This window comes from Micromonospora sp. NPDC049359 (assembly GCF_044466585.1).
GTDB lineage: Bacteria > Actinomycetota > Actinomycetes > Mycobacteriales > Micromonosporaceae > Micromonospora.
The window spans coordinates 356,848-370,838 of record NZ_JBITMW010000007.1 but is presented as its reverse complement, the minus strand read 5'-3'; the positions used below and the strand labels follow the sequence as shown (position 1 = coordinate 370,838).

Genomic DNA, 13,991 nt, shown 5'->3' with positions numbered 1-13,991 from the left:
CCGGTCACATTCCGAACCCGGAAGCTAAGCCCTCCAGCGCCGATGGTACTGCACTCGTGAGGGTGTGGGAGAGTAGGACACCGCCGGACAATCTTCCAGTCGAGGGCCGCCCCATCAGGGTCGGCCCTCGACTGCGTGGCGCCATTGGTGGCGCAATCAGGAAGGATGTACCTGTGAGTTCAGGACCGCAGGGCGGAGATCGTCCCCGTCGTTACGAGGACCGCACCGACGGCCCCGGTGGACGCGACCGTGGAGCGCGCCGCGATGACCGGCCCCCGTACCGGGGAGACCGTGACAACGCCGGCGGCGCCCGTGGCGGCAACACCGGCGGCCGCGATGGCGGTGCCCGCAGTGGCGAGCGTCGTGAGGGTGGTTTCCGTGGTGGGGACCGTCGTGAGGGCGGTTACCAGGGTGGCGGTGACCGTGGTCGTTCCGGTCCGTCCCGTGAGGGTGGCTTCCGGGGCGGTGACCGCGAGGGTGGCGGCCGCGAGGGTGGTTTCCGTGGTGGGGACCGTCGTGAGGGTGGCTACCAGGGTGGCGGTGACCGTGGTCGTTCCGGTCCGTCCCGTGAGGGTGGCTTCCGCGGTGGTGACCGCGAGGGTGGCGGCCGCGAGGGTGGTTTCCGTGGTGGCGACCGTCGTGAGGGTGGCTACCAGGGCGGCGGTGACCGTGGTCGTTCCGGTCCGCCCCGTGAGGGTGGCTTCCGCGGTGGTGACCGCGAGGGTGGCGGCCGCGAGGGTGGTTTCCGTGGTGGGGACCGTCGCGAGGGTGGCTACCAGGGCGGCGGTGACCGTGGTCGTTCCGGTCCGCCCCGCGAGGGTGGCTTCCGCGGCGGTGACCGTGACGGTGGTTTCCGTGGTGGCGACCGTCGTGAAGGTGGCTTCCGGGGTGGCGACCGCGAGGGTGGCTACCAGGGCGGCGGTGACCGTGGTCGCTCCGGTCCGTCCCGTGAGGGTGGCTTCCGCGGCGGCGACCGCGAGGGCGGCTTCCGTGGTGGAGAGCGCCGTGAAGGTGGCTTCCGCGGTGGTGACCGCGAGGGCGGCTTCCGTGGTGGGGACCGTCGTGAGGGTGGCTACCAGGGCGGCGGTGACCGTGGTCGCTCCGGTCCGCCCCGCGAGGGTGGCTTCCGCGGCGGCGACCGCGACGGTGGTTCCCGTGGTGGAGAGCGCCGTGAGGGTGGCTTCCGGGGCGGTGACCGCGAGGGCGGCTTCCGTGGTGGCGAGCGCCGTGAGGGCGGCTTCCGTGGTGGAGAGCGCCGTGAGGGTGGTTTCCGCGACGCGACGCGCTCCGGCGGGCCGCGCGAAGGTGGCTTCCGCAGCGGTGACCGCGAGGGTGGTTTCCGTGGTGGCGACCGTCGTGAGGGTGGCTACCAGGGTGGCGGTGACCGTGGTCGCTCCGGTCCGCCCCGCGAGGGTGGCTTCCGGGGCGGGGACCGTGACTCCGGTGGCTTCCGGGGCGGTGAGCGTGGCGCCCCGCGTCCGGGCGCGTCGCGCGAGGGTGGTTTCCGGGGTGGCGACCGTGATGGCGGTTTCCGAGGTGGCGACCGCCGGCAGGGTGGTGCTCCCCGTGAGGGTGGATACCGCGGTGGCGACCGTGACGGCGGCTTCCGGGCCGACGACCGGCCGCGTCGCGAGGACGACCACCGCCGCGACGAGCGTGGGGCCGGCCCGGAGGCGTCCGAGGGTGGGCGCGGCGCGGCCCCGGTCCTACCGGACGACATCGTCGCGACCGACCTCGACAAGGATGTCCGTGCCGAGCTGCTCTCGCTGAACAAGCCGGTCGCCGAGACCGTGGCCCGACACCTGGTCGCCACCGGTCAGCTGATCGACGAGGACCCGGCCGAGGCGTTGGCCCACGCGCTGGCCGCCCGGCGGCTGGCGTCGCGGATCTCCGCTGTCCGCGAGGCGGTCGGCTTGGCCGCGTACCACGCGGGGGAGTGGCAGACCGCGATCGCCGAGCTTCGGACGTACCACCGGATGACCGGTTTGCAGAGTCACCTCGCCGTGCTCGCCGACTGCGAGCGCGCGCTCGGCCGGCCGGAGCGGGCGATCGACCTGTACCGGGGCGCCGACCAGGAGAAGCTGGACCAGGCCGTCGCGATCGAGCTGCTGATCGTCGCCGCCGGGGCGCGGGGTGATCTCGGCCAGAAGGACGCCGCGGTCGCCATGCTCCAGGTGCCCGACCTGACCAGCGAGACGGCAGCGCCGTGGACGGCGCGACTGCGGTACGCGTATGCCGACGCGCTGCTCGCGGTGGGCCGGCGTGAGGAGGCTCGCGAGTGGTTCTCCCGTGCCGCCGACGTGGACACCGAGGGCGAGACCGACGCCGCGGAGCGGCTGCTCGAACTCGACGGCGTCGTCATCGAGGGCGACGAGGAGGACGAGACCGAGGAGATCGCCGCCGGACCGGGCACGCCGGGCGCCGTACCGGCTCAGCCGGACACGGACCTGACCGCAGGTGACGACGACGAGGACGACCCCGACGACGACGAGGACTTCGAGGACGAGGACTTCGACGACGACGAGGAGGACGGCGTCACCGGTCGCTTGGCGACGGACGCCGACCGGGTGGATGTCGAGGACGTCGACGGTGACGACGAGGACGTCGACGGTGACGACGACCTGCTCGCTCCGGAGAAGGACAACGCCTCCCCGGCTCTGACCACGCCCGCCGACGACGGTGGCCGGGTCGTGAGCGGCGACGAGACCGCCCCCATCCGGGGCGACGAGCCGGAGTCGACGCAGCGGTGAACGCGGACGCCGGGAAGCGGCTGATCGACGGGTACAGCCTGGTCGTCTTCGACCTGGACGGTGTGATCTACCTGATCGACCGGCCGATTCCCGGCGCCGTCGAGGCGGTGGCCCAACTGCACGCCGAGGGGCGGGCGGTGGCGTACGCCACCAACAACGCCTCACGTCGCTCCAGCGACGTCGCCGACCTGCTGACCGGGATGGGCGTGCCGGCGCGGCCGGAGGAGGTCCTCACCTCCGCGGCGGCGGCGGCCGAGCTGCTCCGCGACCGGCTGCCGGCCGGCGCTCGGGTGCTGGTGGTCGGCGCGGAGGCGCTGCGCGCCGAGCTACGGGCGGTCGGACTGACCCCGGTCGCTCGCGCCGACGAGAAGCCGGCCGCGGTGGTGCAGGGCTACGGCCCGCAGGTCGGCTGGGCCGAGTTGGCCGAGGCGTCGCTCGCGGTCCGGGCCGGCGCGATCTGGGTCGCCACCAACACCGACCGTACGCTGCCGAGCGCCCGAGGCCCGCTGCCGGGCAACGGGTCACTGGTCGCGGTGCTGCGGACCGCGTTGGAGCGGGATCCGGACCTGGTGGTCGGTAAGCCGGAGTCGGCCCTGTTCGAGACCGCCGCCCGGCGCGGCGACGGCGGGAAGGCACTTGTCGTCGGAGACCGGCTGGACACCGACATCGAGGGCGCCCGCCGCGCGGGGCTGGACAGTCTGCTCGTCCTCACCGGTGTCAGTGACGTACCCGAGCTGCTCGCGGCCGAGCCACGACGGCGGCCCACGTACGTCGCGCGGGACCTGGCGGGGCTCTTCGACCCGGCGGCGGCGGTGCGGGTCCCGGGCCCGACGGACGCCGGCGGCTGGTCCGTCACGGACCGCGACGGGACGCTGGAGCTGGCGGGTAACGGCCGGGCGCTGGACGCGCTGGCCGCCCTGTGCGCGGCGGCCTGGGCGGCCCCGACGACGCCGGCGATCCGCCCGGCGGGCCCGGACGCGGCTGCCGCCCTGAAAAGTTTCGGGCTGCCCACCGACGCGTGAGGCCGACCACCGCGTGAGGCCAGCCGCCGCGTCAGGCGGTCCATGCGGCGTGGAACCGGCTGACGGCGCTGACGGCTGAGGCCAGCCACCGCCACCCCGGGCCGGGGGAGCGCGAACCTCTAGAGGAGCTTGCGCAGCTTCATCAGGTCGAACGGGTTGGCCTTGATCGACACCCGGCGGGAGGTGACCGCCTTGGTGACGTCCAGATCGCCCCGGACGAGGGCGAGCAGGTCGTCGCTGGACGTGCTCAGCGCGATCTTGGCCTTCGGGTCGTCGCCGTCGGCCAGCTCGACGAGCCGGCCACCGCTGATCCGCCCGTGAAAGGCCGTGTCCAGGTCGGTGATGCGGCAGGCCAGAGTGCGCTCCAGGTCGATACGCTCACGGACCGTCTCGGCGTTGCGATCCAGCCGGGCGGCCAGCTCCTGCAACGCCTGCCGGCACTCGTCCACGCTGGCCACATGTCCCCCTCGCCGATCGCCACGCCGTCCCCGGCACCGTACCGCACGGGACAGTCCGGGGTGCCCGGTAGCGTGACACCTGCAGACCCCGCCTGATGGAAGGACCAAGGCATGCAGGACGCGTGGCGCGCCTACCTCGAACTGGCCCTGGGCCTGGCGGAGGCGCCCCGGAAGAAGGCGCAGGACGCGGTGCGTCGTGTCGTCGGCACGGGCGGGGCGACCGCCGCCCAGCTGCAGGCGCTCGGCGAGGAGTTGGTCAGCACCAGCGCCGCCAACCGGGAGTCGTTGACCAAGCTGGTCCGCTTCGAGGTCGACCGGGCCCTCGGCGCGGTCGGTCTGGCGACGGCCGACGAGGTGGCCGAGCTGACCCGACGGGTACGGGATCTGGAGCGGCAACTGCGCGAGGCGCGGGCCACCGAGTCCCCCGCGGCGACGACGGCCAGCGGTCCGTCCGCCGCCGAGCCCGCGCCGAAGTCCACGTCGCAGCCCGATCCGACCCGAGCGGCGCAGCCCGGCGACGGCCTGGTGCCGTCGGACGGCCCCGCCGGAGCGCCCGTCGCCCAGCAGGCCGCCGCGCCCGTCGGGAAGAAGGCGATCGCGAAGAAGGCCGTCGCGAAGAAGGCCATTGCCCGCAAGCCTCCCGCGACGATCAGCCGGACCGGCGACGATCAGTCAGCCGACCAGGACGACACGCCGACTCCGGCGGACATGCCGGCGAAGAAGGCCGTCCGTAAGCGCCGCCCGGATGGTGGGTCGTGACCGACGGCGTTCGTCCGGGCCCACCCGGGGGCTTCCGGCCCGGCCCGCCGCCGGCCGGCCCGTTCGCGGCCCGGCCGGGTCCGCCAGTCGGCGCCCGCCCCGGCCCGCCGCCCGACCTGGCGACCGGTGCCGACGACGCCGCGAGCCACCCGGCGGTCGGGGCGGCCGTGCGGGCCATGGACAACGCGGCGGCGCTCGCCCCGGCCGACCAGATCGCCCAGTACGAGGCGGCCTACGAGACGCTACGCGAGACCCTCGCCACGATCGATCAGACCTGACCAGGGCGACTCCGCCCGACAGACCGGAGAAACACCCATGGCACGTCGCAACCGGCTGGACGCCGAACTCGTCCGTCGCGGGCTGGCCCGCTCACGTGAGCAGGCCGCCGCGCTGGTCGAGGCCGGCCGGGTCCACCTGCGCGGAGTGACCGCGCGCAAGGCCGCCGCGATGGTCGACCCCGCCGACCCGCTGCTGGTCACCGGCGAGGACCCGACCGAGGAGTACGTCTCCCGGGGCGGGCACAAGCTCGCCGGTGCGTTGGCCGCGTTCGGCGGGCTGCGCGTCGCCGGACGGCGCTGCCTGGACGCGGGTGCCTCGACCGGGGGCTTCACCGACGTGCTGCTGCGCGCCGACGCCGCCGAGGTGGTGGCCGTGGACGTCGGCTACGGGCAGCTCGCCTGGTCCCTGCGGACCGACGAGCGCGTCCGGGTGCTGGAACGCACAAACGTCCGTACCCTCGTCGCCGACGCGATCGGTGGGCCGGTCGACCTGACGGTGGCCGACCTGTCGTTCATCTCGTTGCGGCTGGTGCTGCCCGCGTTGGCCGGCTGCACCCGCGACGACGGCGACCTGGCCCTGATGGTGAAGCCGCAGTTCGAGGTGGGCAAGGAACGGGTCGGGGCCGGTGGCGTGGTCCGCGACCCGGCGTTGCGCGCCGAGGCGGTGCTCGACGTGGCCGCGGCGGCGGCCCAGCTCGGCCTCGGCCTGGCGGACGTGGCGGCCAGCCCGCTGCCGGGGCCCAGCGGCAACGTCGAGTTCTTCGTATGGTTGCGCCGGGGCGCGCCGGCGGCCGACCCGCAGCGGGTACGGGCCGTGGTGGACGCCGGGCCGGACGGCACGACGACGGCCGGCGACGTGCCGGGCGTGGCGGCGGAGGAGGTCGCGGGGTGAAGGCGTACAGCGAGCGGCACACGACGGCACGTGGGCGTGCCGGGGCATGGCTGTCGGGCCGTGCGGTCGCGGACGGGCGGCCGGTCCGATGAGCCGCACGGCGCTGCTGGTGACCCACACCGGTCGTCGGCGCAGCACCGAGCACGCCCGGTCGGTCGCCGCCGACCTCATCGCCGCGGGCTTCGAGGTGCGGGTGGTCGCCGAGGAGGCCGAGGACCTCGACCTGCCCGGAACGGTTCCGGTCACCGGTCCGGAGGCCGCCGAGGGCGCCGAGATCGTCTTCGCGCTGGGCGGGGACGGCACCTTCCTGCGCGCGGCCGAGTTGGCCCGCCCGGCGAAGGCGCCACTGCTCGGCATCAACCTCGGCAAGGTGGGCTTCCTCGCCGAGGCGGAGATCAACGATCTGGACCACGCGGTCCGGGACGTCGTCGAGCGCAACTACACCGTGCACGAGCGGCTCACGCTCGACGTCACGGCCGAGTTCGACGGTGGCCCGACCATCGAGTCGTGGGCGCTCAACGAGATCAGCGTCGAGAAGGGCGAACGGGCGCAGATGCTCGAACTCCTCGTCGACGTGGACGGCCGCCCGTTGTCCCGCTACGGCTGCGACGGCGTGGTCTGCGCCACCCCCACCGGCTCCACCGCGTACGCGTTCTCCGGCGGCGGTCCGGTGGTCTGGCCGGAGGTGGAGGCCCTGCTGCTGGTGCCGATCAGCGCGCACGCGTTGTTCAGCCGGCCCCTGGTCACCGCCCCCACCTCGACGTTCGTCATCACCGTCGACCCGTTCACGACCCTCGCCGTGCTCGCCTGCGACGGCCGGCGGGTCTACGACCTGCCGCCCGGTGCCCGGGTGACGGTGCGTCGAGGAGCCCTGCCGGTGCGCATCGTGCGGCTGCGTGCCCGTCCGTTCACCGACCGGCTGGTCGCCAAGTTCGGCCTGCCGGTGCACGGGTGGCGGGGCAGCCGCCGGTGACGGTGGCACACACCGTCGGTGTCCGGCGGTTGTCCACCTGACGACATGTCGCCGCTGCGGCGGCGAGAGGCTAGTGACCTGGTTGTGCGCTGCGTCGCAGACTCCCATCGGTCCTCATCCACGGATGTCGGGCCCGAAGGAGTGAAGGAGCGCATCGCATGCACTGGTCCCCCCGCTGGCTCAGCGCCGGCGCGGTCGGCGCGTTGGTGGTCGGCCTCGCCGCGCCGGCTTCCGCCGAGCCGCCCGTCCGGCCCACCGGCCCGAGCCTGGGCGCGTCCGCCCCGGCCGTCGCGCCCGTCCGCATCACCCTCATCACCGGCGACCAGGTCGAACTGTCGCCGGCCGCGCCGGGTCGGGTCGCCGCCACGGTACGCCCGGGACCCGGGCGGGAGCGGATCATCTTCCAGACCCTCGAGGTCGACGGCGGGCTGCGGGTCCTGCCCAGCGACGTCGCTCCCTTCATCTCCAGCGGTGTCCTCGACGCCAACCTGTTCGACGTGCAGGAGTTGGCCGCCGACGGCTACGGCGACGCCGCGCAGGGCGCGCTGCCGCTGATCGTGCGCTACCAGGAGCCGTCCGCCGGCCGGGTCCGGCCGCTCGGCGGCGTCACCGACGCCCGGCCCCTGCCGAGCATCAACGGGGCCGCGCTGCGGGTCGACAAGGCTGACCTGGGTGGCCTGTGGACCACGCTCGCCGGCACGCCGACGACCCGGACCACGACCGCCGCGCCCCGGCTGGGCGGCGGCGTCGCCCACGTCTGGTTGGACGGTCGGGTGCGCCCGACGTTGGAGCACAGCGTCCCGCAGATCGGCGCTCCGGCGGCCTGGGCGGCCGGCCGCGACGGCAGCGGCGTGACGGTGGCCGTGCTCGACACCGGTGTCGACGCCACCCACCCCGACCTGGCCGGCCGGATCGCCGAGGAGCGGGACTTCTCCGGCAGCGGCAGCGCCCGTGACGGCCACGGCCACGGCACCCACGTCGCCGCCACCATCGCGGGCAGCGGAGCGGCGTCGGCGGGGCTGCGCAAGGGCGTCGCCCCGGGCGCGCGGCTGCTGGTCGGCAAGGTGCTCGACGACGGCGGCGCCGGCTACGACTCGGCCATCATCGCCGGCATGGAGTGGGCCGCCCACTCCGGCGCGAAGGTCGTCAGCATGAGCCTCGGCGGCGGTCCGACCGACGGCACCGACCCGATGAGCCAGGCGGTGAACGACCTGACCGCCGAGACGGGCGCGCTGTTCGTGATCGCGGCCGGCAACTCGGGCGAGGCGCGGAGCGTCAACGCGCCGGGCGCGGCCGCGGCGGCGCTCACCGTCGGCGCGGTCGACCGCGACGACAATCTGGCGGACTTCTCCAGCCGGGGACCGCGCGTGGGCGACAACGGCATCAAGCCCGAGATCACCGCGCCGGGCGTGGGCATCGTCGCCGCGCGGGCCGCCGGCACCACCATGGGTACGCCGGTCGACGACGCCTACACGGCGGCGTCCGGGACGTCCATGGCCACCCCGCACGTGGCGGGCGCGGCGGCGATCCTCGCCCAGGACCACCCGGACTGGAAGGCCGGCGCGCTCAAGGACGCACTGGTCAGCACCACGAAGGCGAATCCGGAGCTGACCGTCTTCGAGCAGGGCGGTGGTCGGGTCGACGTGGCGCGGGCGCTCACCCAACGGGTGTACGCGTCGGCCACCGCCGACTTCGGCCGGGTCACCACCGGCGGACCGGTGGCCGAGCGCAGTGTGACGTACACCAATGGCACCTCCGTCGCGCGGACCCTGCGCCTGGCCCTGGAGCTGCGCAACCTGGACAGCGGCGCGGCCGAGACCGACGGCGTCGCCGTCGGCGCGGGCGAGGTGACCGTGCCGGCGGGCGGCAGCGTGGCCGTGCCGCTGCGGGCGGACCCGGCGAAGCTGGCCCGGGGCCCGCACGGGGGCGCTCTCGTGGCGACCGGCGCGGACGGCGTCGCCGTGCGCACGCCGGTGGGCCTCACCGTCAGCGGACCGCAGCACGACGTCACGATCAAGGTGCTGGGCCGGCAGGGTCAGCTGACCCTCTCGCCCGCCCTGACCCTCTTCGGTGAGCAGCCCGAATCGGACTACTGGGGCTGGTGGCCGGGCGAGGGCACCCTGCGGGTCGAGGAGGGCAGCTATCTGCTGACCGCGCTGGTGGAGCACGGCGTTCCCCTGGACGAGCAGTTGACCCAGGCCATCGAACCCGAGCTGAACGTCGACCGGGACCTGACGGTCGTGCTCGACGCCCGCACGGGTACGCCGGTACGCGTCGAGACGCCGAAGCCCAGCGAGCAGCGGGCCACCCTCAGCTTCTACGTGCACCGGGTGTTGGGCAACGGCCGGCAGATCGACCACGGCGTTATGGCGTACAGCACCGTCCAGCAGGTCAATGTCACGCCGACCCGCCCGGTGCGCCAGGGTGAGTTCGAGTTCGCCTCCCGCTGGCAGCTCGTCGCGCCCATGGTGGACGCCACGGTCACCGGTGTGTCCGCGCCGTCGGACATCAACCTGCTGGGCTCGTCCCCGGCGCCGACCGGGCGACGGAAGCTGCCGCTGGTCTGGGCGGGCACCGGCACGCCCGCCGAGCTGACCCGGGCGCGGGGCGCGGCGGCGTTGCTCACCACCGATGAGAACCGCAGCGAGGAGGAGCAGGTGGCCGCGGCGGCGGCGGCCGGCGCGGCGGCGGTCCTGATCGTCCGCCCCGAGGATCAGAGCGCGTGGACGGTCTGGCGTCCCGAGGGGGAGCGGCTCGGTGTCCCGGCGATGGTCGTGGCGTACGACGACGGGCAGCGACTCATCGCGGCGGCGCGTCGGGGTCGCGCGACGCTGGACCTCACGCTGACCGTGGACAGCCCCTACCTGTACGACGTGTGGCAGGTGTCGAAGGGGCGGGTGCCGGAGCGCATCGTGCACACGGTCACCGCGGGAAACACCGCCGAGGTGACCGCGCGGTACGGCGACACCGGCGCGGGCTGGGCCACCGAGGAGCGGTTCGGTTGGCGTCCGTGGCAGGAGTACGCCTGGAACGACGACCAGCGCCTGGTCCACAACGGGACCACCCGGCAGGAGTTCGTCAGCGCCGGCGACAACTGGTGGCAGCACCGGGTGCTGCACAAGCAGATGTTCATGCAGTGGGGGCAGTTGACCGGCGGGCTCACCCAGGAGCCCCGGCGGTACGCCGCCGACGACCGCGAGACCGAGTCCTGGCACGCTCCGGTGGTCCGTCCGGCCGTGCCGGCGACCGGCGCGCCGGTGCCGACGCGCAAGGGCGACGTCCTCGACGTGCGGGTGCCCGAGTTCGTCGACGCCGACGGGCACTACAGCGTGGCGGGCAACAGCGAGGAGTCGGACAGCGTCGAGGCCCGCCTCAGCCGGGACGGGCGGCAGATCGCCGACCTGTCCGACGGCTGGACGCCGGTGCCGACCACGGCCGCGGCGGCCCGTTACCGCCTCGACATGACGACGCGGCGGGCCTCGGACGGGTGGCGTTACGGCACCCGGACGGACACGGCGTGGCAGTTCACCTCGGCCCGCCCGGCGGGTGCGGCGGCGACGCCGCTGTCGCTGCTGCAGGTGGACTACCGGGTGCCGGCCGACCTGTCCGGCACCGTGCCCGGCAACCGCCCGCACCAGGTGGGGCTGAGCCTGCGCCAGCCCGCCGGGGTGTCCGCCGCGAAGGGCGCCAGTGTGACCGTGCAGGTCTCCTTCGACGAGGGCGTCACCTGGCGGTCCGTACCGACCCACGGGTCGGGCGTCCGCTACACGGCGACGGTGCCGGCCGGACGCGGAACGGTGTCGCTGCGGGTGCACGCCGCCGACCGGGCCGGTAACACCGTCGACCAGACGGTGCTGCGGGCGTACGGGCTGCGCTGATCGCCGAACCCGGCCGGGCCCACCGTCGTGTCGATGGTGGGCCCGGCCGCGTCGTCAGAGCCAGCCGCGCCGGGCGACCTGGAACGCCAGCCCGGGACGGGTGTCGACACCGGCGGCGTCCATCAGGTCGGCGAGGCGGCGCTGCACCGTCCGGCGACTCACCCCGAGTTGGGAGGCGATGGACTTGTCCGGTACGCCGGCCACGAACAGCGACAGCAGTCGCGCCTCGTCGGCGTCGGGCCGGTAGCCGTCGGCCGGACGGTCGTCGCCGGTGTCGCGGCGGTGCTCGGACGTCGCGCCGGACAGCGGATCGTCGAGCCGCAGCCGGGTGGCGACCCGCCAGTGACTCTCGAAGAGGGCGAGCAGCGCGTCGAGCAGTTGACTGCGACCGATCACCGCGGCGCTCGGCTCGCCGCCGTACCGGTCGGGCACCAGCGGGCAGATGGCGGTGCGCCCGTCCACGATGGCCAGTCGGACCGGCAGGCGGTCCAGCACCCGGGCCTGCTCACCGGCGGCGACCCCCTTGGCCAGGTCGGCCAGCGCGCCCGGTTCCAGCAGCAGGTCCCGCTCGTAGATGGCGCGGTAGCTCACCCCACGGGCGAGGGCGTCGAACTCCTCGACGTTCTCCGGGCCGGCCATCGCGAGGGGGTTGGCGCGGCAGAACCACAGCACCTCCTCGCGGGCCGAGTTCTGCAGGTCACGCAGTCGGTCGCGGAGCGTCCGTCCGCCACGGATCACCTCGACCAGGTGGTCGACGTGATGGCGGCGCAGGCCGGCGCGGTACTCCTCGGCCAGTTGGGTGACCCGGCGGCGGGCGGCCTCCAGGTCCTCCTGGCGGCGCAGCAACGTGGCGCCGAGGGCGACGTCCGGCGCGGTCGGGCGCAGCGGGCCGTCCGGGTCGTTCTCGGTGGGCTGCACGAGACCCTTGGCCCGTAACGCCTCGATCTGCTCGACGACCTGCGCCCGGGGCCGTCCCAGCCGGCCGGCCAGCTCGTCGACGCGAGCCGTGGTGAGCTGGAGCAGGCAGCGGTACAGCTCCTCCTCGGCGGGGGTCAGGCCGATCACGTCCAACACGGGGCAAGACTGTACGTCGGCGAGGTCACGGCCGCAGCGCGGCCCGGTCGTGGGGCCCGTCGGCTGGTCAACTGTCGGCCCACGCGTCTACTGTCGGGTGCTGTGCTGGAAGAGCTGCGCATCACCGGACTCGGCGTCATCGAGGACACCACACTGCCGTTGACCGGCGGCATGAACGTCATCACCGGCGAGACCGGTGCCGGCAAGACGATGGTGGTCACCGGCCTCGGCCTGCTCTTCGGCGGCCGGGCCGACGCCGGGCGGGTGCGTGCCCAGCCGGGCCGGGCCGTGGTCGAGGGGCGGCTGCGCCTCACCGGTCGCGTCGCCGACACGGTGCACGCCCGGATCGGCGACGCCGGTGGCGAGCCCGACGAGGACGGCTCGCTGCTGCTGAGTCGTACGGTGACCGTGGAGGGCCGCTCGCGGGCCCACCTGGGTGGCCGGAGCATGCCCGTGTCGATGCTCGGCGAGGTCGGCGAGCAGGCGGTGGCCGTGCACGGTCAGTCCGACCAGCTGCGCCTGCTGCGTCCGGCCGAGCAGCGGGCCGCGTTGGACCGGTTCGCCGGGCCGGCGCACGAGAAGCTGCTCGACGCGCTGCGCGAGGCGTACACCGGTTGGCGGCGGATCGTCGACGACCTGGCCGACCGGCGGCGCAACGCCCGCGAGCGCAGCCAGGAGGCCGACCTGTTGCGGCTCGGCCTCGACGAGATCACCCGCGTCGACCCGCAGCCCGGCGAGGACGACGAGCTCAAGACCGAGGCGCAGCGGCTGGAGCACGCCGAGGGTCTGCGGACGGCCGCGCAGCTGGCCCAGCAGTGCGTGGCGGGCGGCGCGGACGCGGCCGACGAGACGCCCGACGCGGCGGCGCTGCTCGGCACGGCCCGGCGCACTCTGGAGGCGCAGGCCGGCACCGATCCCGCGCTGGGCGAGCTGGCGGCCCGCCTGGAGGAGGCGGCCACCCTGGTCACCGACGTGTCGGCGGAGCTGTCGGCGTACCTGGCGACGCTGGATGCCGACCCGGCCCGGTTGCAGCACGTCTACGAGCGGCGGGCCGCGTTGCGCGCGTTGACCCGCAAGTACGCCGACGACGTCGACGGGGTCGTCGCGTGGGCCGAGCGGGCCCGCACCCGACTGTCCGACCTGGACACCTCCGACGACCTGCTCGACGAGCTGGACCGGGAGGGGCAGCGGCTGGCCGCGGAGGTGGCCGACCTGGCTGCCCGGGTGTCGGTGTCCCGGCAGGAGGCGGCGGTCCGCTTCGCCGACCAGGTCACCGTCGAGTTGGCCGGTCTGGCGATGCCGCACGCGCGGATCGAGGTGGCGGTGCTGCCCCGACCGGCGGGCCGGGCCGAGCCGTCGTTGACGGTCAACGGCGTCGAGGTGGGTGTCGCGGCCGACGGCGGCGACGAGGTGGAGTTGCGGCTGTTGGCCCACCCGGGCGCGCCGTCGTTGCCGTTGCAGCGCGGCGCCTCCGGCGGTGAGCTGTCCCGGGTGATGCTCGCCATCGAGGTGGTCTTCGCCGGCTCCGGCGGGCCGCCCACGCTCGTCTTCGACGAGGTCGACGCGGGTGTCGGCGGTCAGGCCGCGGTGGAGATCGGCCGGCGGCTGGCCCGGCTGGCCCGCAGTCACCAGGTGTTGGTCGTCACACACCTGCCGCAGGTGGCCGCGTTCGCCGACCGGCATCTCGTGGTCGCGAAGGACACCGGCGGCGCGGTGACGACCAGCGGTGTACGGGTCGTGGAGGACACCGAACGCGCCCGGGAACTGGCCCGCATGCTGGCCGGTTTGCCCGATTCGGATCTGGGTATCGCCCACGCCGAGGAGCTTCTGGCCGTCGCGGCGAAGGAAAGGCGGTTGTGACGCCGCGTATTGTGGGCGCAAGCACACCGGCTCGCGTCGGCGTGTGC

At 74.6% G+C, this 13,991-nt stretch carries 11 protein-coding genes and 1 rRNA gene; 9 read left to right on the top strand and 3 right to left on the bottom strand.

Annotated elements, in window-relative coordinates:
- Positions 1 to 89, top strand: a 5S ribosomal RNA gene (gene rrf, locus ACIBTX_RS18955); the annotation flags it as partial.
- 90 nt (positions 90 to 179) lie between these two features.
- Here the strand turns inward: rrf and ACIBTX_RS18950 are convergent.
- Positions 180 to 1,643: a hypothetical protein gene (locus ACIBTX_RS18950; protein ID WP_396832794.1), complete on the bottom strand. Its 1,464-nt coding sequence runs from the start codon at positions 1,641 to 1,643 to the stop codon at positions 180 to 182.
- 147 nt (positions 1,644 to 1,790) lie between these two features.
- Between ACIBTX_RS18950 and ACIBTX_RS18945 the strand changes: the two genes are divergently transcribed.
- Positions 1,791 to 2,750: a tetratricopeptide repeat protein gene (locus tag ACIBTX_RS18945; protein ID WP_396832793.1), complete on the top strand. Its 960-nt coding sequence runs from the start codon at positions 1,791 to 1,793 to the stop codon at positions 2,748 to 2,750.
- A complete protein-coding gene (locus tag ACIBTX_RS18940) occupies positions 2,747 to 3,772 on the top strand; it encodes an HAD-IIA family hydrolase (protein WP_363661521.1) in 1,026 nt (341 codons plus the stop codon). The genes ACIBTX_RS18945 and ACIBTX_RS18940 overlap by 4 nt, the downstream gene beginning before the upstream one ends.
- Before the next feature lie 119 nt (positions 3,773 to 3,891).
- On the opposite strand, the gene ACIBTX_RS18935 is transcribed toward ACIBTX_RS18940, so the two are convergent.
- Positions 3,892 to 4,230, bottom strand: a complete 339-nt coding sequence (locus ACIBTX_RS18935) for an SCP2 sterol-binding domain-containing protein (RefSeq protein WP_355050207.1) — start codon at positions 4,228 to 4,230, stop codon at positions 3,892 to 3,894.
- Between the two features lie 111 nt (positions 4,231 to 4,341).
- Here ACIBTX_RS18935 and ACIBTX_RS18930 point away from each other — a divergent pair, with 111 nt between their 5' ends.
- The 5 genes from ACIBTX_RS18930 (at position 4,342) to ACIBTX_RS18910 (ending at position 11,010) form a co-directional block, all read left to right on the top strand.
- Positions 4,342 to 4,989 carry a hypothetical protein gene (locus tag ACIBTX_RS18930; RefSeq protein ID WP_396832792.1) on the top strand — a complete coding sequence of 216 codons (648 nt, stop codon included), beginning with the start codon at positions 4,342 to 4,344 and terminating at the stop codon, positions 4,987 to 4,989.
- Positions 4,986 to 5,267, top strand: a complete 282-nt coding sequence (locus ACIBTX_RS18925) for a hypothetical protein (protein WP_357398404.1) — start codon at positions 4,986 to 4,988, stop codon at positions 5,265 to 5,267. Before ACIBTX_RS18930 ends, ACIBTX_RS18925 begins: the two co-directional genes overlap by 4 nt.
- Positions 5,268 to 5,304: 37 nt before the next feature.
- Complete coding sequence (locus tag ACIBTX_RS18920) at positions 5,305 to 6,159, top strand: TlyA family RNA methyltransferase (protein ID WP_357120841.1); 855 nt, start codon at positions 5,305 to 5,307, stop codon at positions 6,157 to 6,159.
- Positions 6,160 to 6,247: 88 nt separating this feature from the next.
- On the top strand, positions 6,248 to 7,132 hold the full coding sequence (locus tag ACIBTX_RS18915) for an NAD kinase (RefSeq protein ID WP_357120844.1): 885 nt from the start codon (positions 6,248 to 6,250) through the stop codon (positions 7,130 to 7,132).
- Positions 7,133 to 7,290: 158 nt separating this feature from the next.
- Positions 7,291 to 11,010: a S8 family serine peptidase gene (locus ACIBTX_RS18910; protein ID WP_357120847.1), complete on the top strand. Its 3,720-nt coding sequence runs from the start codon at positions 7,291 to 7,293 to the stop codon at positions 11,008 to 11,010.
- 54 nt (positions 11,011 to 11,064) lie between these two features.
- Here the strand turns inward: ACIBTX_RS18910 and ACIBTX_RS18905 are convergent, their stop codons facing one another.
- A complete protein-coding gene (locus ACIBTX_RS18905) occupies positions 11,065 to 12,084 on the bottom strand; it encodes a helix-turn-helix domain-containing protein (RefSeq protein ID WP_357120850.1) in 1,020 nt (339 codons plus the stop codon).
- A 102-nt stretch (positions 12,085 to 12,186) separates the two neighbouring features.
- Here ACIBTX_RS18905 and recN point away from each other — a divergent pair, with 102 nt between their 5' ends.
- Positions 12,187 to 13,944, top strand: a complete 1,758-nt coding sequence (gene recN / locus ACIBTX_RS18900) for a DNA repair protein RecN (RefSeq protein ID WP_357120853.1) — start codon at positions 12,187 to 12,189, stop codon at positions 13,942 to 13,944.
- Positions 13,945 to 13,991: the final 47 nt, after the last annotated feature.